The sequence below is a fragment of the Metallosphaera sedula DSM 5348 genome (assembly GCF_000016605.1).
Taxonomy (GTDB): Archaea; Thermoproteota; Thermoprotei_A; order Sulfolobales; family Sulfolobaceae; genus Metallosphaera; species Metallosphaera sedula.
This window is the reverse complement of record NC_009440.1, coordinates 1,453,394-1,472,870: the sequence shown is the minus strand read 5'-3', so window position 1 is coordinate 1,472,870 and position 19,477 is coordinate 1,453,394. Positions and strand designations below refer to the sequence as shown.

The following is a 19,477-nucleotide window of genomic DNA, read 5'->3' as shown; positions in this document are numbered from 1 at the left end:
CATCCACCTCAACGCAAGCTCTCGAGTAAAAAGACACGAGCTGAAACTTATTACCTAGGCCATTCACACAGACTTGTGGAAGTTCTGCTCTCTGCAGGCACATATTATGCAATAACCAAAGGGACCTACTACAGTGAAACTGCCTATGCCTTGATGAAGGGTGGATGCGTTAATCAATGCAAGTTCTGTTCCCAGTCCCTATCCAACAACGCCGATAAGAGCTACCTATCTAGGGTAAAGTGGTACAGCGTCTCGCTTGAGGCTGTTAAGGAAAAGTTATCCACGTTCAAGAGGTTTTGTTTACAGACTGTGGTTAAGCCAGGCTTCGAGGATGAGGTGGTCAAGATAGTAAGCGAGGTCCAAACTAGAAAATCAGTCACGACTGTGCCCATATCTACGGAGTACCTGAAGTTACTAAAGGAGAGGGGAGTGGACTACTTGGGCGTTGGAATGGACACAACGGAGGGAAATTGGGAGAACGTGGCGAAACCAGGGAAGTTTAGCGATTATCTGGACTTTGTTAAGCGCGCCATCCAGGTATTTGGAAAAGGGAAGGTTTACGTTCACCTAGTCTATGGTCTGGGGGAAAGAGAGGATGAGTTCGTGGAACTAATGAAACATCTCTACTCCCTAGGAGCTGAGGTGGCACTATTTGCCTTCACCCCTGTCAAGGGGACCCCCATGGAGTCTAGACCTCCACCTAGGTTGGAGGACTACAGGAGGATACAGAGAATCAGGTTCTCACTATCCCACGGTTTCGATGGAGGAGATCTATCCTACCTTACCTCAGGATGCCCATCCTGTGACAGGCCCTTCTATAATGAGGACCCAAGGGGAAAACTATACAACATACCCATCATGGTGAAAAGGGAATGATGGCAGGTTTTATCTCTAAGTCGAAGTTCACAACGATCAGTATCACTGGGGGACAGTGTTCACTTAACTGTTTCTATTGTGGAACCAAGTATATTTCCTCAATGGAAGGGGCAATGTCCCCGGAAATTTTTGAGAAGACGGTGAGAAGACTTCATTCCCGTGGTGTCAAGGGCTTCCTGGTGAGTGGAGGATTTGATCGTGATGGAAAGCTCCCCGTAGCTCCTTTTCTTCCAGTCATGCGAAAGCTCAAGAGGGAACTCAACCTGGTTTTCAACCTTCACCCAGGATTACAGGATAGGGAAACCATTGAGGAGATGAGGGATGTGGTAGACATAGTGGACTTCGAGTTTGCCTACTCCCCTGGCTCCTATCACGCCAAGGGAATTCGGGCCGAGAGGGAGGCTTACGTGAAAACCCTGGAGGACCTCATTGACCGTGGTCCAGAATACATTGTCCCACATCTGATGCTGGGTCTCCCCAGGGACTCGGAGGAGGACCTGAGACAGGAGATGGAACTGGTCTCCACTTTCAAGCCCTATCTCATGAACTTTCTGGTCGTGATTCCTACCCCTGGTACACCCTCTCGAGCCTTGAAGGTGGACCTGAACAAGGTTATCTCGCTCATAGAGTACGGTTCCCGGTTAATGGCAGGAAGGACCAGCATGGGTTGCATGAGGCCATACGCCATAAAGGAAGAGCTAGACAGGGCAGTGTTGTCTAAGGGCCTAGTTCAGAGAATTGCTAATCCCCATCACAGGGTAATTAGAGAATTTAATCTCCCAATTTACGATGCTTGTTGTAGTCTGCCTGAAAAATACCTGGAGGAGTTCAGGACATGAGGTTAGTTGTGGAGGGCGGTGCCCCTGGAGAGAGGCAGATGGCCCTAGACGAGGCCACGCTGTTGCTCCTGAACCAGGGGGTGGTAGACGAGATGATCAGGTTCTGGAATTTCTCTCCCACCACGCTGTCTATAGGTAGGTTCCTATCCGTTCACGACTGGGTTAACATGGACCTTCTTCAGCAGAAGAAAATACCCCTAATAAGGCGGTTCACGGGAGGTGGTCCCGCCCTTCATGACGAGCTTGGGGAGATTACTTGGAGCGTCGCAGTTAGGTCGCATGAAATGATGGCAGTTTACAGGAGAATAGGTGAGGCTATCGTGATGGCCCTGAAGCAGTTGGGCTTAACTGGGGAGTTCGTTCCCATAAATGACGTAGTGGTGAAGGACAAGAAAGTGGTTGGAATGGCGGGTGCACAGAAGGGTAACGCTGTTCTGGTCCACGGAACATTTATGTTTGCCACCGATCTTTCGCTAATGTCAGTCATCAAGGTTCCCAAACCCAAGGAGTTGGTGAGGGGAACCCCATCATCTAGGGTCTCAAACCTTTCTCTCCTACTTAATAGGAAAGTTTCTAGGGAAGAGGCGCTCAACGCACTGCTCTCCGGTTTCCTCTCAGTCTTCGAGGCGGAGAAGGGGGAACTGACACCCCTGGAAATCGAACTCTCGAAACAGCTCAGCTACAAGTACACCAATGATAAGTGGACCTTCGTGAGGTAGTATGATCTGCGAAAAGATATTCAGGTCTAGGGCAGGGAAAACCATTGTGCTCAGGGTTACAGAAGGCAGGGTAGAGATCACGGGAGACTTCTTCGGGTCAGAGGAGGACCTAGAGAAGTTGGAGAGGGATCTTTCCAATTTGAGGTCTAGCGATGCCAGAATTCTAGGAGTGGATAACGACGAACTGCTAGAGAAGGTAAAGGAGTGTTTCAGTCGTACATAGTCTGTCTAAGGCATTCCTCCATTACTTTCGCATCCGAGTCTAGAATTGGTCTCCCCAGATTGGCCGGTGCGTTCCTGAGGTACTTGGGTAGCTGGACCACATCCTCCACGAACTTGACCTTTCCGATTAGGCTCTTTACGTCACATGCCCCAGTTATCCATACCTCCACCTTTACCCTATGGGGAAAGATTGCTCTGTTTCTCACCTTCTCCTCAGGATACAGTGGAGTCTCGTCATAATACCAATCTGAAATAACTCTACCAATGCCCACTATCTTTCCGCCATACCTTGTGGCATAATACTTGCTCACGTAGAAAATGATGTTATCGCCTTTCTTAATATATTTACTTAGGTTCGTTTTATATCCATACACGCCGTCATACTGAATATTATCCCACATATCTTCTTGTATCGGTACTAGCCAAAAGGTCATAATCGTTTTTATAACAATGACCTAAAAAGTCTTTCCTTACAGTTGGTCTACAAATACACTCGTTTTAACTTGGTTTATAGCAAGCAGGGGATAATATTTCAGATAATCATACCCAAAATTGGTAGCTATACAAACAACTTAAAAATCATAATTTCATGGTGTTATGCATAAATATTCCCTCACCTTGTTTAGCTAGATGAAGTTAGTCTCTCATTACGTGTTCACAGCCGGTCTACTAACCCTAATCTCCTCTCCATTTCTAAGCTTCTATACCTCCCTTGTCCTTTCCTTCCTTATCTCGTGGGTCTCGAACACCCTCATAGACAGACTGGGTCACGAAATCAGGGGAGGGTACATACGCAGGACTCCCAGGACCCACACTCTCTTCAGGAGCATCCCCTGGGGCTTGATACCAGCTATCCCGCTCGCCCTCTTCGAGGGTTACCCAATTCTCCTAGTCCTGGGTGTCCTGGCGGGACCATCTCACCTTCTCCTTGACGTATTCACAGAGAGGGGGATCTACGTGAGGCAGGGAAGGAGGTGGACCAGGTTCGCCCTCGCCCACTTCTCCTACGATAATATCTTTGTGAATGGATTGGCAATCTTGACGGGAGCAATGTTTCTATACCTCGCTCTTCAATCGCAACTTCACTCTCCCATTCCGCTTCATTTACTTGGTCATGTAAATTTTAGCTAAGTGTGATGTACTTGCTTATACTTGACTGAGTAAAAAATTTAAACTGAGCTGTCCATAAAGAGCCGTGAGCAGTAAAAGAAACGTCTTTATAAGGGAAAGTTCTGGTCTCCTTAAGCAGGTCAATCTTCTTGACGCTGTGATGCTCAACATTGGTAATATGTCAGCTGGCGTCACGCTATTTGAGTCGATCTCCCCTTACATAAACAACTACCCTGGTGGAGTCCTATGGCTCGCGTCAATAATAGGCCTGGTTTTTGCGTTTCCACAGCTCCTGGTTTATACCTACATGACACGAAAGATGGGAAGGACTGGCGGTGATTATGTCTGGATAAGCAGGAACTTGAATGGGGCTATTGGATCCACGATGGCGATAGCGCTCATGCTTGAGTCGGTTGCCTACTTTGCATTAGTGGCCTTCTTCTCGGCGTCCAGCATTAACGCAGTGTTATATACCATTGGCAGTGTGGACAACTCCCCAAGCTTAGTGTCCCTCTCAAACAACGTGTTTGTTAACCCCTATAACGGCGGTCTCACCTTTGAGCAGAAGGCCCTATTCTACGGAATAGCTGCGGCGTTCTTCGTGATCGTCATCCTGCTGAACATTTTCAGATCCAGATGGGGTTACTCCATTGTGACAGGTTTCGGTATAGTATCGCTTTCAACCCTTGTCATAGCGATGATCGTGATAGGAGCCTCGGCTGGGAGATTTGGAACAGCCATAACCCCGTTCCTTAACTCTATCAATTCAAGCTTAGTTAACGTTTATCAATCCTCACCACACACGGCCTTCCCCACGAACTTTAGCATAGTTTCAACGGTGCTACTATTACCGCTTTTCGCCCTATACACATACCCGTGGATGCAAGCTGGACCTGCGGTATCGGCTGAGTTTAAGCAAAGTGATAGGGTCGCCAAGTTCAACCTAGTGTTTGCCCTTCTTCTCACAGCTATTCTTGTTACGGGAGGCTTCCTGGAGATGGATCTGGTTGCGGGATATCCCTTCAACTTTGTTGCCTATCCCTATTTCATTTACAATTTCTGGACTGTTGCCATTGCACTGGCAGGAAATCCAGCCCTTCAATGGCTCATTGGCATAGGTGCCATAGCCTGGAACTTCTTCGTTTTAGCGTATGGTATAATAGTGTTCTCCAGGTACGTGTTCGCGCTCTCCTTTGACAGGATTCTTCCGGAGAAGTTCGCGGAGGTAAACAGGTTCGGTTCACCCGTTTACGCCCATGCCCTCGATTTAACCATAACCCTACTATTCCTCCTGGTTCCAGTGTTCTCACTCAATGCTGCCCTCTCGCTTTATGGAGCAACTATCCTTGGCTCAATCTATTTCCTAGTGGCCAGCACAGCAGGTGCAATTTATGGTCTAAGAAACAGGGCCAAGGCGATATCCGTGGCTGGTGTAATCTCGGCCCTCTACTTTGCCTTCCTTACATATGAGGCTGCCACTAACCCACTGTTTGGCTTTACCACATCAACAGGCTCGGTCAACTTGACCACATTGATATTCGTGGTAGGGGTACTCGTAGTTGGCTTCCTGGTTTACCTGGTATCTAACTACAGAAACAAGAAGAAGGGAATAGATATTTCTCTAGTGTTCAAGGAAATTCCTCCAGAGTAGATTTATAAGTTTTTTTAAAAATAAGTTATTCATGAGATTTTCTTCTAATCTGTTATCACCTAGAGACGTCGCTGGAATATTATTGCTCGTATTTGCCCTTAACCCTCTTACAGAACTTGAGGAGTTTAAGCTTGAACCACTTTTCATGGCATCTCATTACGCATTGTTCATAGGTGGGTTCCTACTTACTATGGGGAGGAAGTACTCTCGCCTTCTGGTTGTACCTGCAATATTCCTAGTGGTTTTCTGGCACGTGCCGTATTTCTATGCGTTAGCGGGAGGATCTGCGATTTATCGAATAATCAATGATCTCAGTCTTCTGCTTGCAGGTATTCTAGCTGGAGGTTCATCAAGTTCCCTTTCCTTTCCCATGAAACTTCTTCTTTTCGTGGGCTGGATGGGAGCTGATAGTGTCCTTTCCGTTATTCTCATAGTGGGTTGGCCACCTTATTCTAACCAAGTTTACCCGTTTTCCCCATACTCGGTAGGCCAGGAAATAGTGACAGGTCTAACAATGTTTGGTATTATGACCACCGTGTTTGTGGTGGTCCTATTCAGGCTATTGAGATCTACCTTCAACATCTGAGGTTCAGGCTTCAGTTCTCATTATACTCCTGGCACTTCTCTCAAAGGCTATTGCCCCTACCACAGTCGTGATGAGGCTCATGAAGATCACCTCTGAAAGATCTGCTTGGTCAAATATTCCACTTGAGAACGCGATGGAGGAGATCACTAAACCCATTTCTCCTCTAGGTATCATTCCAAGCGATGACGCAAGGGCTTTTTTCCCATCCTTATTGTAAAGGTAGGCAAAGGGAAATATACCAGTAAACTTCAATGCCATCGCAATTAGCGTAATAATGGTCCCTTGAACTAGAACACCAGGGGAAATAAACGTGAAAACGTCAGTTTGAGCCCCAATGCTGATGAAGAAGAGCGAGCCAAATATTCCTATCATCGTCTTGACCATACCCCTTATCCTCTCTGCCTTCCTACTCTCAGCTATGGCTACCCCTGCTATGAACGCGGCTATAATTGGTGAGAAACCCAGAGTAATCATTATGGTCACGAGGACGAATAGAACTAGGAGTGAAACGTCAACAACTAGCGAATCCGACACAACGGAAATTATTCTAGGAATGATGAAGACTGAAGCCAAGAAGATGATGATCCACGATATAACTACGGTTAAGGTTATCTTGAGCACATCAAAGAACGACAGTCCACCAGAAGCTATTATGGCCAAGGAAACCGATAGAATAATGAAGGCCACAACGTCATCTATGGCAGCAGCCGACAGCGTTATCTTTACGTATCGCTCATTTTCCAGCTTTTCACCCTCTATGATTGAGGCCACAGCTGCAAGACTTGTAGCAGCGCTTGCGGCACCCATTAAGATCGCCACATTGAATGAAACAAACCTAGACATGTACAGGAAAACACCCATGAAGGGTAGAACGGCACCGAACGTGGCAGCTAGGGATGCAAGAGTCCCTGAGGTTCTTAGCGACTTGAATCCATGCTCCAATCCAGAGGCGAATATAAGCAAGATTACTGAGAATTCGGAGAACAGGATAAGATAGGTATTTATGGTGAATATCTGATAACCGGTCACTGCATTCAGAAACGAACCTAGCGCGAAGGGGCTAAGAATGAGTCCCGTTAACAGTTCCATGATCAAGGGAGGTATCCTCGCCTTGCTGGAGCCCACCTTCAGTGCTTGGGCAACTGTCACTAGAATGAATATCTCCAGCAGTGCCAAGTACACTTGATCAGAATTCATGCCAAGCCATTGACTTTTATAGCTATGAACATTAATCTAGTTTATGTCAATTTTCAGGAAGAGAGAGGAGAAGAATATTCTTCATATTGACCATCTTAATCCTGTCATGAAAAAGGCCATAAAGACACTCGTAGATTCCGGAATTCCTGAGGTGGCGAGGCTTTATGGCTTTAGATATCTATTCCCCAGGATTGGAGAACCAATCTTTGTTCCATATGGCAGACTCGACGATGAGTTTAAGGATACACACGAGGCGTTTGAGAGAATTCTAGAAGAGGTCAACGCGATAAAGGATGAAGGGATGAAGACTTACAAGGCCTGGTATCCAACTGCAGAGGAGATAGATCACTTCAGGTTCACGTTTTATTCCATGACAAAGGAGGGGGGAATGAGGGTAGGGATTGCAGCTAACCCTCTAGCATCGCTGGAGCAGGACGCGTTCAGGATTGGGGAAGTTGTGGAGGAGATCTCAGGGAAAAGAGTTTTACTTCTTACCCCCGCACTTGCAGGCCAATCAGTGAACACAAACTCCGCATTGGCGAAGGCCTCATCTGTTCAGATTCTTGATTTCGTGTCATCAAGGGAAAGCGAGATAGTGGATGCCTTCATTTGGTTAAACAAGAACTTCCATGAGAAGTACGATAAGGACAAAGAATATGACGCAGACCTGGGAAGAACATACATGACTAGGCTCTTCTCAGTCATAAAGTCCATGATAAACTCCAAGGTAACTAACTCTCCGAGTGCGGATGTTGTGATATTGCCACTCTTCGTCTATCCCAAGAGCAAGATTGTGGGCAATATTTCCATTATGGAAGCTTGGAACAGTAATGAAGCCTTTTCTCAGCTCTTAAGGCAAGCTCAGTATCATGAGATCGAGGTAGGCCCAATTCTTTACAATGCGGAGACCATAAATGCTCTGGTCGAAAGGTATACCTTTAACGCGGAAAAGTTGATAATCTTGACGGACCAGAAAACTCCGTCCCTGGAAAGACTGGACTACTTGACATGGGTAAAGAGATTTAAGGTGGAGAAAGAGACAGACTTCGTTAAGATCCTGAGGCCTGCTGTATGATCTGCAAGATCTGTTGTGCTGTAGACTCTATTGGAGAGGGAACGTGACCGCTTTCTATTTCGTTAAGAAGCTGGGTCGAGTTGCCGTTTATGCTTACCACCTCGCTTGGAGGTAACGACTTGGGGTAGCCCAACATTATCCATGTTCCCCCAGGTCCCGATATTATTAGGGTTGTAACTAGGTGAGGTTCACTGCTTCCCATGGCTATAGGAACCTGATTCCCATTGTAAACCACCTGAGTCTCGCTTAACTGATATTGTTCCACTAGATTAACTACCCAGCTAGGTGTCATGTTCTCCAACTCATTCAGCCCTACCTGAACCCTATCAGCGTTGTTAACGGGTTGTCCTGAGGGAGTAGCATTCAGATATTGATTGTAAATGTAATAGAAGTGGAATTGTACATTAGAACTTGGAGTGAATCGCTGGAACAGCAGGCCTGGAATTGGTGCACCATTTGCTAAGTCTGGTTCCGCCACGGAGTAGTGAGGAATCACCGTGAGATTTCCGTAGTTGCTCAAGGCTACGTACAAAGGCCACGACAACGTGGCACCGTATGGACAACCGTACCAACTAATGAAATATACCTGCGTCGTCCCATTTGGAGCATAATCTGTGGACGAAACCTTAACCAGGTTAGTGAAGGCACTTTGGGCAGAGGTAGAGACGCTGGTCCTAAAGCTTAGCCCTATGAAAAGAGCTATAACTAACAGCAGGGCGATGAACGGTATGTAAATAAGCCTGCTCTCCTTTTCGTTCTTCTTTTTTCCCTTAGCCATTGCCATGATTTAACCAGGTCTGCATTTAAACTTTTTTCAAAATTCTTACAATACCTTTTAAAGATACGGTCTAGAATTTAACAGGCTAACTAGTTCTTTTTAGGCAAATCCTCCCACTCTTGATCTGGGTTATCTCATCACATTCAGTCTTAGTGACATTAACTAGCTTCTCCAGCACCTTCCTAATACCCTGATCCATTCCAATTATCTTGAACGCGCTTACCAGAAACCAAAGGTTTCCCCTAGTTTCTGCTATCATCAGTCTTGGCTCAATTTCTGCCAACTTCTCAATCACGTTGTACATGTTCCCCATTCCAGTAACTCTGAACTCCTTGAACACTGTGTTTCCAGCAACGTCTTCGAAGTCAAGTCCATCTGCATAAATTGTAACCAACGACCCCGTCTTCAGGACTGCAGTGAACTCCCTGGGTTCAATTTCAATTCCATATTTTGCCATGTAGTTGAGCCATCTTTCCCTCTTTCTCCCCCTGAGCCTCGTCCTAATTAATCCTGAAATGCTCATGGATGCGATGAGATCAGATGCGGTGGCAGTAATGAAATCCTGGTCGCGAAATATGGAGGGCCCAGAGCATTTAGAGTCTGTGATTCTCCCGGAACATACGTAGGAAAGCTCAGGAAGTGGTGGGAAAAGTACGTCCTCAGGAATCTCTACTTTAAGTTCCACATAGATATTGTTGCAAAACTAGTTTATTTGGTTACGATTAAGGCATTTTAGGGTTATGTTGGGAGTCCCTATCTGTCAGAGAATTGTTGTAAATATTTAACCCCGATCATAAGAATCAGAGTATGAGCTTTAGGGATCAGATTCTCCTCTACCTATATTTCCATGGAGAGGCCAGGCTAGGAAGGTTGATGAAAGAATTCAGAGTAGATGAGGACGATCTACTCAGCGTATTAAGACCCATGGAGCTGGAAGGTCTTATCTCCAAAAAGTTAAAGGGTGTCCTAAAGAAGGAGACCTTTTACACCCTTACAGAAAAAGGAATTCTTGAAGCAAGAAAAATAGATGATTCTCTTTAAGTTACATCTCCTTAGTGATCTCCTCTTCCTTTATCTTCTGTGAAGGTCTCCATCCCATTCCATATGCTATTCCTGATCCTATCAACGTCACCGCTAGGTTGATCAGTAGTGCAAGGATCGCTATATAGAGTGGACCTAGGGGCGTGGTGTAAAGGCTAGTCTTTATTACTCCGAACTTTGCGTTAGCCTCAATAACGAGGGCTAAGGCTGACAGAATTCCAGCTGCCCACCCTACAAGGGTAGCCTTTCCATTAAGATTCCTGGTGTAGAGTCCTAGGAACACCGAGGGTAAAGTTTGCGTTATCAGGATTCCGCCTAGTAACTGGAGCTGGATTGCGTAGGTAGCGGGGACCGCAAACACGAACCCCAAGGCCACGAACTTGAAGACTGTGGAGATAACCTTAGCTAGTGTAGCCTCAGTCTTAGGCTCTAGGGACTTGAACTCCTTGATCACGTTCCTTACAAGAAGGTTAGCTACTCCTATGGCCATGATTGCTGCTGGGACGAGTCCTCCTATGAAAATTGCTAGGTAAGCCAGCCCCACAAACCAGTCGGGCATCGTATATGCAATGAGTGAAGGAACCACGAAAGTGCCAGCACCTAACTTAATTACTGCACTAAGGGCATTTGGAACTGCATATACCAAGATCCCGAAGAGTGCTAGTAAAGCCAAACCAATACCATAAATTGGTAATAGTGAAGTACCTAGCTTCAGTTTCCCCTTGTCCTCTGAGCTAAGTGAACCATTTATGGCATGCGGGTATAGGTAAAGTGCAAGTGCTGATCCAAGGGATAGTGAGAAGTACGCAGGGATGAGTTTAGGAGATAGTGCGCCGTAATTTATGGGACCCTTAGCGTGATTCAGAGCTTGATTTACCGTTGCAGATTGGATAGCTGCATTATGAAATGCACTTGCGAATCCTCCGTAACTTAGCGGGACTATAATGATCACAGCAAGCACTGTAATCCAGATAAGTATATCCTTAAAGACTCCAGTAATTGCTGCCCCTCTTAGACCGCTGGTAAAGGTAAACGAGGCCAAGATGGCGAACGCAATTATCAGGGCAATGTCAGACACTGTCTTAGAAACTACTCCAGTTAAGCCAGCAAGCATAGCTGCAAGCACTGCCTGCATACCCACTATCTGTAGTGCAATGTATGGCAGCTCAGCAACTATTCCAGTTAGTGCAACCGCAATGGCGAGCCATCTGCTGTCGAATCTGTCCTTAACGAAGTCGGAGGCCGTCACATATCCCTTGTTTCTAGAAACTGTCCATAATCTAGGCATGGTTAAAAGGGCAACTCCGAACCCCCATGCCACGTAAGGCACAGCGAAGAAGTATAACGAACCTACAGCCAGCATACTTGAGGGTACGGCTATGAAGGTGTAGGCAGTGAACAGATCTGCCCCCATCAAGAACCACACTAACAGCCAGCCTAGTCTTCTTCCTCCAAGCCCCCATTCGTCAATTTTGGAGAGATCTCCTCTCCTCCATCTAGATGCCCAAAAACCCAAAAAGGCAAAAATTGCAAATAAAACCACGAAAACACCAAGGGTAACTCCGTCTATATTCCCGAATGCCAACTCTCTCACCTACCTCCGTTCTCCTTTACTGCAAGCACTACTCCTGCGAATAGAATAGTCGAAACTATAAGTAGAATTATTTGATATGAGTAGAAAGTGGTTAAACCTCCTATTGATGGTATGGTGTTATTAAAAACTGGATATAATGAATATATAATTATATCAATCAAGAACGCAATACCCATTGCCAAATAATATTTGTTCATACGTTATCTCATATACTACATCATAATCGCCCTTATAAATTTTATAATTTAAGCGGAAACTATCATTGTCAATCTTATTGCAAAACAAACTATATCTCTTATTATAGAAGACATATTTATTCTTTGTCGAGAATACTTTAACTATAAAAACATCCGATCTATTAAATGGTAGAAATATAAGTCAATTAAGGCTCTTATTTCTCTCATTGAGAGATGATAGTTGATTTGATAATGCTTCTAATCCTCTGGACCATTTCCTCTTCTCTCCTCGTGTAGTATGATACTGCCCTCCCTTTCCTTCCCATCCTCCCAGTTCTTCCTACCCTATGGATATATGTTTCAACATCCCTAGGTAAGTCAAAGTTAACTACCTGCTCCACATCTATCACATCTATCCCCCTAGCTGCTAGGTCTGTGGATATTAGGATGTCACTGTCGCCTCTCTTAAAGCTCATCAGGTTTCTCCTCCTTGAGCCCTGAGACATATCGCCATGAAGTAGTGATGTGCTTACCCTATCTGAGATATTGTCGTACAATGCCTCTGCTCTAGCCTTTGTGTTGGTGAACACTATGGCCTTTCCATTTACATCCTTGAGCAGTTTGGTTACTTTCTCGTGCCAGTTATCGCGGACCGGATAAAATTCGTGATCTATTTCAACCGGTTTATATTCATCAACCTTGAGAAATCTAGCATTGGGTGAGAACTCCTCAGCTAACTCCTTGACCTCTGGAGGTACTGTTGCAGAGAAGAAGCCGAAATTCTCAGCACTGGTCTTGGAGAGTATCATTCTCACGTCGTCAATGAACCCCATATCGAGCATTCTATCAACCTCGTCCACGATGGCCAGCTTAAACCTGGAGAGGTCAAGAGTACCCCTGCCCCACAAATCAAGGATTCTTCCAGGAGTTCCGACTATGATGTCACTATCGGACTCTCGCTCCTGTCTGTCATAACCTACTCCACCTATGATTACCCCAATAGAGGTCCTCTTGTATTTTCCAAGTCTTTTAGCCTCATATGCAACTTGCTCAGCCAGCTCCCTCGTGGGAACTAGAATGAGTGCGTTGTGGTATCTCTCCAGGACTGGTATCAGGTAAGACGCAGTCTTTCCTGATCCTGTTTTTGCCTGTACTATTACGCTCTCCCCATTCATGAAGACGGGGATGGCTATCTCTTGTACCTTAGTAGGACGCTGGTAATTTATGTCAGCCAGTGCCCTTTTGAGTTGATCGCTTAACTGATCAAACATGAGGCGAAGGTAAATTTCTGAGTTAATAAATTCACTTGAAAAATCTAAACGTTCTAAATCTTTTAGAAGAATTCTAGGTTGACGTAACCTTAAAAAGTTTTTAGACCTGAAGGTAGAAAGATAATTATAGTTTTCGTTAATGTAAAACTCATGATACGTTATGCTATACTTCGTTAATCTTATTTTGAATCTATTTCACGGACATGTTTAAGCATTTGAATTTCTCATTTGATATTTTAGACAGATTTAAGTGAAATTTAATAACTAACAAATTAACTACTTTGTATAACTTATACACATGAGACTTTTCGGAGTAAAGGTTGATTCTTTACTATCTCCTCAGACGAAATACTTGGCCACCATGAAGCAATTCATTCCAGAATACGGAGAGGAGAGACCAAAGATATTTGCCCTAGACGTGGATGGTCGGGTACTGAGGGAGCTTATCCTACTCAGGGAACCTATGCTTCCAGGAAGAAGGATTCAGTCTGGGTATAAACTTGAGGTCTCGTCTTCAAGTGATGGAGGGCTCGCAAGCTTATCTGGGATGTTCACACTCACTCTGGTACCTAGGGTTCTAAAGGGAGATAAATGGTTTAGGGGAGAGCTACTTGTACTTGGAAGAAAGACTAATCCTGAAAGAATCTTGATTTTTCACGACATACCCGCACTGGGTAACTCAGGGAAAGAGGTAATAGCGCAACTACAGAAATTCCTGGAAGAGTGGGGAATTCACACCAGGAAATTGCCAACAATAGTGAGGAACATGAGGACCTTCGAAAAGGTCAAGGCTAAAGTTATTGACATAGACTTTCTAACCGCTAACTCTCTCCCCTGAGCTTTCTTGTGACTTCGCTCGAGACTTCCTTCGACAGCTTTCTGGTTTGCTCCGTGGCATTTCCTGACCTCTTTGTGGTCTCTAAGCTATCTGATAACCTTCGCGTGGTCTCCATGAGTTCAATCTTTCTTGTTTGGCCAGCTATTTCCTCCATCCTCTTAAGTGTCCTGGTTGCCTCCACCAGGTTACCAGCCTGTACTTCGCTGGATATCTTCTGAAGGTTGTTGAAGTACTCGTACTCTAGGAGAACATCCTTGTTCACTCCACTCACGAAGGTAGCCTGACTATCTGCCGGTTTTATGTTAACTACGCTCAGAAGTGCTTGCTTTCTCCCGTCTACTGGCTCCTCATAGTTTGCCTTAACTGTCATAAAGTTTCCACTATAGTTGGGAGGAACCACAGCTTCGCCAAGTATCTTGACTACTCCCTCAACCGCGTTCAATTGTACTGGAGGACCAGAATAGTTTAGCAGTTTCACATTGGACTCAGCGACTATATCCACTGTAACGTTCTTAGCAGCTATCTTGGTTTTTGCAGCTTTGGGAAGTTTCTCTGGAATTTCCATGGCATCATTTACGTGATAGAAGACTCCACCTGATCTGTCAGCTAGAGACTTGAGTATGGTTTCGTTATAATCATCACCGAGTCCAAAGGATATGGTCTGAACGCCATTGGGTATGGCTATCCTCTTGTATGTCTCAACGTTTGTATCATCAGTGGGATTTCCGTCCGTTAATAAGATCACATAACTTGGAATTCCGTGCTTGTTGTGAAGATTGAACGCGGTGAGAAGAGCGGTAAAGAAGGCTGTTTGACCGCCAGCGGATAGGCTCGAAATCTCTGCCGTAAGATCCTCCGGATCCACGAACTCTCTCACGATGTTAACCCTACTGGAAAAGGTGACGAATGACACCTTATTGCCCTGTGGTATCCTTTTAAGTAGCTCTATTGCCCCCTTCTTAGCACTTTCAATCTTAAGACCGTCCATGGATCCACTGGTGTCCAGGAGAACAATATAGTGAAATCCTGTGGCTGTAGATATCTTCTCTGGGACTAGGAGAATTTTAAAAGCCATCTTTAGGTCGCTGTTGAAAGAGTACTTGTGGCTTACCTCTACCTTCATGGAAAGTGTCATGATTTATCACCTTTCAGAAGGAATTCCTCGTCCAAGTAAACCATGTTGAACTTTTCTCCATCTTGAAGTAAGATTCCAGCCCTCATCTTGTGGTATCTACTGGAAAACACTGTAATAACCCTTTCATCTATCTCGGATCTGAAACCGTCAGCTACCTCATGTCCCCTGATTATTCCCTTGAGTGAGTTCTCTTTAAGAAACTCAAGCGTTACGTCCTTTCCGTAGAAGAAGGTTCCCTCACCCCTTATATTGGGAACGAAGCCGTCCAGTTCCTCTCTAGGATCATTCCATAACATCTCAAATGCTATCTCGTCCTCTGGTATTATGTCAGGTTTCTTAAGTTCCTCAATCTGTTGTACATTTTTTAAGTTTCTAGCAATACCTCCATGGACGCAGAGGTAGTTATTTACAATGGCTGCGTAGGGCATTTCCGAGAACAGATCCACAAATTCTTTGTAGTTTTCATCTCCTAGTTTCTCCCTTACTTCTGCCCTAAATCCATAATATTCGTTTGTAAGGGGACTCTCATGATTGCCCCTTAGAACAATCACTTTATCCTTATTTTCCACGAAATGAGAGAGAATTATTTCTAAGTTCTCGAGCCCATAAGGTTCGCGGTCTACGTAATCTCCCAGGAAGACTATGGCGTCATAATCCGAGAAATTTTCGAAAACATATTTCGTAACCATGAAAGCTCCGTGGGTGTCTCCAACAAAAACTGCCCTAGGTCTATCCCCAACCCTCAAGAGAGGTTTCATCGACGAGAATATCTCTCTAGATTTTCTGACCAGCTCGAGGAGACTGTCCCTCCTCTCTTGAGGCCATGAACTCATTCTCTCACAATCTTGATAATGGTGTTATTGCCAAGCTTCACTACCGCATTTTTAGGAAGCTGGACCTTCCCCTTTACCGTCTGAAAGACCTTTCCGTCATAGATGTACGTACCGTTGGTGCTGTTTAGGTCTTCTATGTAAAGCGTGTCTCCTTCCTTAGATAGGATCGCATGCCTCCTTGAAATCTCGCTATCTGGGATCATCAATACGTTTTCAGGACTCCTTCCTAAGGAAATATTTTCGAATACGTCAAAATCTAGCGGAACCTTCGTCTTGTTCAAGGCTGAGACTGGAGTTGCAATGAACTGAATATAGTATTTGCCCTCTTGGCTACTGGGTTGTGGTTGCGTAACTTGAGGTTGTGGGGTTGTACTTGCCTGCTCTTGAGGAGTTGGACTAGCGGGTGCTGAACTCTGTACTAACTGCGCTTCTGCTGATTGCACTGGTTGTTGGACTGGTGGCTCCTGAGTCTGGACCTGTGTTTCGGCAGGAGGAACCGCTTGTTGTTGCTCTTGTACCTGTTGTTCAGCTGGCTGTTCTTGTGAACTAGATTGTGCTCCTACTGGCTCGTCAGGTCTCTTTAACCCACAGGTGGTGCAATACATTGCATCGTCAGGATTCTCTGTTCCGCATCCCGTGCATTTCCATGTCATGGTAATATTGTAGATCAAGAAACCTATTAAGTATTTTCGCTAATGGAGAAGTTCTAACGTTTTTGACTTCTCCGTGGAAATATCTTGTCTTCACCAAGAAATATCATCAAAAAGTTTTTAGTTTGACTAAATTTCTCATATGTAATGCAGAAGACAATCCAGGGAGTATATGTAAACCCTCAGCAAATTGCCTATCAGTTAGAGAACTGGTTTAGGTCCAAGAAACACTATCAGACTCAGGTTCTAGGGATGGGCGCAAGCTACGTGGTTCAGGCCAAGAAAGTTGGTTTTCTGAGAACGATATTCGGCGCGGATAGGGCCTTCACTGTGAGGCTAATGGGCGGTCAAGGTTTTCTCAATGTGGACGTGGGATTAGCTGACTGGTTAAAGGCGGCGGATGTGACGGAGGATGTTATAGCTGCACTTGTATTCACTCCGCTCGCAGTAGTGGAGGGAATAGAGGAGCTGTACGACCTAAAGCTGGAGAAGGATATCATAAAGGAGGTTGAGAATTTGGCATATTCCATGTCCCAGGGATCTGGGAGTCCCATGTATCAGCCCTATTCTCAGCCAAACCCATATCAATATCCGCAACAGAATCAGCCTTCACAGTATCCTCAACCCTACCCATATCAAGCTCAGCCTCCTAACCAGCCGTCGTATCAACCTCAACAGAAGTACTGTCCATCTTGCGGAACGCCCAATCCTGGCACGGCTAGATATTGTATGAGCTGTGGAACTCAGCTATTCTAAACTAGATCTTCTTTGTTATTTTTTGTAAAAAGTCCGGATCTCCAGGGGAGGATAAGAGAACACTTTTTGCCCCTATTCCCTTTAGCTCCTCTATCACCACGTTAACCCCCTCGGCATCAAAGGTTGGTTGAGTTAACGTCTTCAGTATCTCCTTGTTCTTCTCAGTTCTCACTATGATGTAGGGGATGATCCTCTCTAGGGGTAGTCCTTCCAAGGAGCTAATTCCCCCAAAATAGAGCCCTAGAAAGAAGTCCGCGGGCAAGTCTAACCTAGAAAATATCTCCTCCTTGGTCTTCCTTAAACTCAACATCCCGCCAGCCTTGACCCCATAGCTCCTTGAAATCTCAATGGCCCTATCTGTTGAAACTTGGTCTACTTCCCTTCCAAATCTTGGCCTATCTCCACGTGTGAAGGCAATATCGAAGTTGAATGCCTTGGCGGTTATGGATAATGATCTGACGAACAGTTCATTGACGTCAGCTAGCCTCTGGTTAATTATAATCCTCTTACCCTCGCTCGCTTCCCTAGCCAGCACTCCCACCGCCACTGGAATCACAGAGGGGTCTCCTAGGGGAGCATCTGGAATATCAAAACCGTCAAAACTGTCCAAGGAAGATATCTCCCTCTTTAGTTTGTCTATCTTTCGCTTGGGATGCAGTTCTGCTAAGATCTCCATTCCGCGCTCTATTTAATAATCTCTTTAAAAACATTTATACGTGTGTACTGCAAGAAGTGCGGTTCCAAGGCCATAATTAAGATAACCTCAGCTAATCTTACCCTCTGTTCCTCCCACTTCACGGAGTGGTTAGAGGGCAGGGTTGAAAGGACCATTAGGGATTACGGCATGATTCGTGGCGGGGAGAGAGTAGCAGTGGCAGTCTCAGGGGGTAAAGATAGTACAACGTTGCTCCATGTCCTTGCGAAGCTATCTGGGAAGATGGGTTTCGAGGTTGTGGGGATAAACATAGACCTCGGGATAGACAGGGGCACCAAATACTCTTCACTGAGCACAGAGTTTGCAGTCAAGAACTTTGAGAAACTAGGGGTCGAGTACAAGGTAGTCTCTCTTAAGGAAAAACACGGATTCACTATCGATGAAGCCAAGGTAAAGATCAAGAGACCGGTGTGTAGCACTTGTGGGCTTGTGAAGAGATACGTCCTAGAGGAAGCGGCCCAAGAGCTGGGAGCAGATGTTCTGGCCACTGGGCATAACTTGAATGATATGGCCGTATTCGTTCTATCAGGCTATCACTCAGGAGATTTAAGTAATCTGGCTAGGCTGAGGGCGGTTTCACCTGCTGAGAATGGGTACATCAGAAAGATAAAACCACTTTTCCTGGTATCAGAAAAGGAGACCACCACTTATGCCTTGATCAACGGTATCCCCTTCATCATGGACTCCTGCCCCAATAATCCAAGGGTTGGAGGCCCTACCTCAGATAAACTAAGGCGGATAATAGAGAACGCCGAGGATGAGATACCTGGCTTCATGTTAAGGTTAGTCGAGAACTTTGAGACCAAGATAAGGCCCTTCTTCGAGGATCTTCCCAAGTTTAACTTGGGTAAGTGTAAGATCTGCGGTAGACCCACTAACAGTGATAGGGAAATTTGCTCCTTCTGTGCGGTCAAGATCAAAATGACTGGGGGAGAGAGTCAAATTGTCAAGGGAAACTAAGTTCACGATCCTGCTACATTATCCCGATGGAAGTCCTGCAGGCAAGTCAGAGTACGAGGAAGGCATCTCCAGGGTTTACGATGAGACTGGAAAGTTCCTCTTTGAGGTAGATGGGATTTTCCCGCCCAGGCCAAGAACGACTTCCATGGACTGGATCGAAAAGGTGCTCGAGAGAGGTCTAGCCGACTGCAGGAAGAGGTTTATCCTTTACGTGGGCTCCAGATATCTTGTTAACGTCAAGAAACTTCCAGAGGATGAGGCTGTCGAGAAATTGAAGGAATTCTATTACAAGAGCGGAGGGAAGATATATGAGACCTGGATTAGATCCGTGGTTAGGGGAGTCAAGAGTAAGGGATTAATGCCTCCCTCCCTGAAGTCCCTTGAGTTGAAGGATCGCGAACTCTATCAGGCAATTAAGACTGTTTTAGAAAGAAAATAGTATTAAAACTTTATAA

At 45.3% G+C, this 19,477-nt stretch carries 23 protein-coding genes; 13 read left to right on the top strand and 10 right to left on the bottom strand.

Translation table 11 applies throughout. The features are described 5' to 3' along the window. The first annotated feature begins 75 nt into the window (after positions 1 to 75). Genes MSED_RS07650 through MSED_RS07635 form a run of 4 tightly spaced genes read left to right on the top strand, consistent with a single transcriptional unit; the run spans position 76 to position 2,657 of the window. Positions 76 to 876: a radical SAM protein gene (locus MSED_RS07650; protein WP_012021452.1), complete on the top strand. Its 801-nt coding sequence runs from the start codon at positions 76 to 78 to the stop codon at positions 874 to 876. Next, on the top strand, positions 873 to 1,715 hold the full coding sequence (locus MSED_RS07645) for a radical SAM protein (protein ID WP_012021451.1): 843 nt from the start codon (positions 873 to 875) through the stop codon (positions 1,713 to 1,715). Before MSED_RS07650 ends, MSED_RS07645 begins: the two co-directional genes overlap by 4 nt. Beyond that, positions 1,712 to 2,434, top strand: coding sequence for a lipoate--protein ligase family protein (locus MSED_RS07640; protein ID WP_012021450.1), 723 nt, complete (start codon positions 1,712 to 1,714; stop codon positions 2,432 to 2,434). The genes MSED_RS07645 and MSED_RS07640 overlap by 4 nt, the downstream gene beginning before the upstream one ends. A gap of 1 nt (position 2,435) precedes the next feature. Next, positions 2,436 to 2,657 (top strand): hypothetical protein, encoded by a 222-nt coding sequence (locus MSED_RS07635; protein ID WP_048060106.1) that lies wholly within the window; start codon positions 2,436 to 2,438, stop codon positions 2,655 to 2,657. On the opposite strand, the gene MSED_RS07630 is transcribed toward MSED_RS07635, so the two are convergent. Further along, a complete protein-coding gene (locus tag MSED_RS07630; protein WP_012021449.1) occupies positions 2,644 to 3,090 on the bottom strand; it encodes an EVE domain-containing protein in 447 nt (148 codons plus the stop codon). The genes MSED_RS07635 and MSED_RS07630 overlap by 14 nt on opposite strands. Before the next feature lie 196 nt (positions 3,091 to 3,286). Between MSED_RS07630 and MSED_RS07625 the strand changes: the two genes are divergently transcribed. From MSED_RS07625 to MSED_RS07615, 3 genes are all read left to right on the top strand, one after another. Continuing rightward, positions 3,287 to 3,787, top strand: a complete 501-nt coding sequence (locus MSED_RS07625) for a DUF1286 domain-containing protein (RefSeq protein ID WP_012021448.1) — start codon at positions 3,287 to 3,289, stop codon at positions 3,785 to 3,787. 64 nt (positions 3,788 to 3,851) lie between these two features. After that, positions 3,852 to 5,417, top strand: a complete 1,566-nt coding sequence (locus MSED_RS07620; RefSeq protein ID WP_012021447.1) for an APC family permease — start codon at positions 3,852 to 3,854, stop codon at positions 5,415 to 5,417. Between the two features lie 31 nt (positions 5,418 to 5,448). Next, entirely contained in the window at positions 5,449 to 6,003 is a 555-nt protein-coding gene (locus MSED_RS07615; protein WP_012021446.1) for a DUF1404 domain-containing protein, read from the top strand. Between the two features lie 3 nt (positions 6,004 to 6,006). On the opposite strand, the gene MSED_RS07610 is transcribed toward MSED_RS07615, so the two are convergent. Continuing rightward, complete coding sequence (locus tag MSED_RS07610) at positions 6,007 to 7,200, bottom strand: cation:proton antiporter (RefSeq protein WP_012021445.1); 1,194 nt, start codon at positions 7,198 to 7,200, stop codon at positions 6,007 to 6,009. Positions 7,201 to 7,243: 43 nt separating this feature from the next. Here MSED_RS07610 and MSED_RS07605 point away from each other — a divergent pair, with 43 nt between their 5' ends. Next, positions 7,244 to 8,275 (top strand): hypothetical protein, encoded by a 1,032-nt coding sequence (locus MSED_RS07605; protein ID WP_012021444.1) that lies wholly within the window; start codon positions 7,244 to 7,246, stop codon positions 8,273 to 8,275. Here MSED_RS07605 and MSED_RS07600 read toward each other — a convergent pair. Together MSED_RS07600 and MSED_RS07595 are read right to left on the bottom strand one after the other, a co-directional pair. Then, positions 8,250 to 9,053 (bottom strand): DUF929 domain-containing protein, encoded by an 804-nt coding sequence (locus MSED_RS07600; RefSeq protein ID WP_048060105.1) that lies wholly within the window; start codon positions 9,051 to 9,053, stop codon positions 8,250 to 8,252. The genes MSED_RS07605 and MSED_RS07600 overlap by 26 nt on opposite strands. 85 nt (positions 9,054 to 9,138) lie before the next feature. Next, complete coding sequence (locus MSED_RS07595; protein ID WP_012021442.1) at positions 9,139 to 9,738, bottom strand: hypothetical protein; 600 nt, start codon at positions 9,736 to 9,738, stop codon at positions 9,139 to 9,141. A 122-nt stretch (positions 9,739 to 9,860) separates the two neighbouring features. Between MSED_RS07595 and MSED_RS07590 the strand changes: the two genes are divergently transcribed. Further along, positions 9,861 to 10,094, top strand: a complete 234-nt coding sequence (locus tag MSED_RS07590; protein WP_012021441.1) for a hypothetical protein — start codon at positions 9,861 to 9,863, stop codon at positions 10,092 to 10,094. A 1-nt stretch (position 10,095) separates the two neighbouring features. On the opposite strand, the gene MSED_RS07585 is transcribed toward MSED_RS07590, so the two are convergent. Then, positions 10,096 to 11,664, bottom strand: coding sequence for a sodium:solute symporter family protein (locus tag MSED_RS07585; RefSeq protein ID WP_374108052.1), 1,569 nt, complete (start codon positions 11,662 to 11,664; stop codon positions 10,096 to 10,098). A gap of 424 nt (positions 11,665 to 12,088) precedes the next feature. Beyond that, on the bottom strand, positions 12,089 to 13,135 hold the full coding sequence (locus MSED_RS07575; protein ID WP_012021438.1) for a DEAD/DEAH box helicase: 1,047 nt from the start codon (positions 13,133 to 13,135) through the stop codon (positions 12,089 to 12,091). A gap of 298 nt (positions 13,136 to 13,433) precedes the next feature. On the opposite strand from MSED_RS07575, the gene MSED_RS07570 reads away from it, so the two are divergent. After that, on the top strand, positions 13,434 to 13,973 hold the full coding sequence (locus MSED_RS07570) for a hypothetical protein (protein WP_012021437.1): 540 nt from the start codon (positions 13,434 to 13,436) through the stop codon (positions 13,971 to 13,973). Here MSED_RS07570 and MSED_RS07565 read toward each other — a convergent pair. Genes MSED_RS07565 through MSED_RS07555 form a run of 3 tightly spaced genes read right to left on the bottom strand, consistent with a single transcriptional unit; the run spans position 13,957 to position 16,594 of the window. After that, positions 13,957 to 15,108, bottom strand: a complete 1,152-nt coding sequence (locus MSED_RS07565) for a VWA domain-containing protein (protein ID WP_012021436.1) — start codon at positions 15,106 to 15,108, stop codon at positions 13,957 to 13,959. The genes MSED_RS07570 and MSED_RS07565 overlap by 17 nt on opposite strands. Beyond that, positions 15,105 to 15,941, bottom strand: a complete 837-nt coding sequence (locus tag MSED_RS07560; RefSeq protein ID WP_012021435.1) for a metallophosphoesterase — start codon at positions 15,939 to 15,941, stop codon at positions 15,105 to 15,107. The genes MSED_RS07565 and MSED_RS07560 overlap by 4 nt, the downstream gene beginning before the upstream one ends. After that, positions 15,938 to 16,594 (bottom strand): FHA domain-containing protein, encoded by a 657-nt coding sequence (locus MSED_RS07555; protein WP_012021434.1) that lies wholly within the window; start codon positions 16,592 to 16,594, stop codon positions 15,938 to 15,940. Before MSED_RS07555 ends, MSED_RS07560 begins: the two co-directional genes overlap by 4 nt. Before the next feature lie 144 nt (positions 16,595 to 16,738). On the opposite strand from MSED_RS07555, the gene MSED_RS07550 reads away from it, so the two are divergent. Then, positions 16,739 to 17,347, top strand: coding sequence for a zinc ribbon domain-containing protein (locus MSED_RS07550; RefSeq protein ID WP_012021433.1), 609 nt, complete (start codon positions 16,739 to 16,741; stop codon positions 17,345 to 17,347). Position 17,348: 1 nt separating this feature from the next. On the opposite strand, the gene MSED_RS07545 is transcribed toward MSED_RS07550, so the two are convergent. Continuing rightward, positions 17,349 to 18,023: a hypothetical protein gene (locus tag MSED_RS07545; RefSeq protein ID WP_012021432.1), complete on the bottom strand. Its 675-nt coding sequence runs from the start codon at positions 18,021 to 18,023 to the stop codon at positions 17,349 to 17,351. 42 nt (positions 18,024 to 18,065) lie between these two features. On the opposite strand from MSED_RS07545, the gene MSED_RS07540 reads away from it, so the two are divergent. Both MSED_RS07540 and priX read left to right on the top strand, forming a co-directional pair. Then, on the top strand, positions 18,066 to 19,022 hold the full coding sequence (locus MSED_RS07540; RefSeq protein WP_012021431.1) for a tRNA lysidine(34) synthetase: 957 nt from the start codon (positions 18,066 to 18,068) through the stop codon (positions 19,020 to 19,022). Next, on the top strand, positions 19,006 to 19,461 hold the full coding sequence (priX, locus tag MSED_RS07535; protein ID WP_012021430.1) for a DNA primase noncatalytic subunit PriX: 456 nt from the start codon (positions 19,006 to 19,008) through the stop codon (positions 19,459 to 19,461). The genes MSED_RS07540 and priX overlap by 17 nt, the downstream gene beginning before the upstream one ends. Positions 19,462 to 19,477 lie beyond the last annotated feature (16 nt).